General features: G+C 34.0%; 1 protein-coding gene. It reads left to right on the top strand.

What is annotated here, in order from left to right; genetic code table 11:
• Window positions 1-172: 172 nt before the first annotated feature.
• On the top strand, window positions 173-647 hold a 475-nt coding region (locus K5Q99_RS21910; protein WP_220778134.1), incomplete at its 3' end, for a hypothetical protein.

Raw genomic sequence — 647 nt, 5'->3', positions numbered from 1 at the left:
AGATGCAGAAAATTGCTATGCGCTTGATATTGATGAGAATGTTACATTGAAAAGTTGAGTTAAATGGTTTTGTTAGTTAATTTTTATTGTGAACTATTCTAAGACCGAGCGATTCCAGAATCAGAATTTCACTTATTGCATATAGATATGGTGTAAATAATAAGGAACTTGAATGCCATTTGAGAAAACAACAAAAGGTAATCCATACAGATTAACCAAAGATCAGCATTTCCATATGAAAGCAATAATAAAAAAATTCTGTATTAATGGGAAGTTGAAAGTAATATATAAAAACGGTGATATCCGGCTTTGTAAGCCGGATAACAAATGTTTTATGGGGAATCGTGCATGGTCTCAAGAAATGGAGACAACTATTAGCCATCCTATTGAGAGAAGTTTTTTATCCCAAGTAGAAAAGATAGAAAATGGAGAAGGTATTAGTAATCATGCAGCCATTTCTGATTACCACTTGCTCTGGTGTTTACGGTGGCATTATTCAATTATGGTAGCAGAGGATTATGACTTATATAAAAACTTCCCCTGTAGAAGCCTCGATAAAGATTTTGAAGAATTACTTGAATCTAAGGGAAAAGTTCCGGTTCGCTCGGGAGGTCAGATAGCTGGAAGATTTAAAGCAACATTAGATA

This window comes from Shewanella hafniensis, assembly GCF_019655335.1.
In the GTDB taxonomy this organism is placed as follows: Bacteria; Pseudomonadota; Gammaproteobacteria; order Enterobacterales; family Shewanellaceae; genus Shewanella; species Shewanella hafniensis.
The sequence above is the reverse complement of the archived record's forward strand: the minus strand, read 5'-3'. Positions and strand labels throughout refer to the sequence as shown.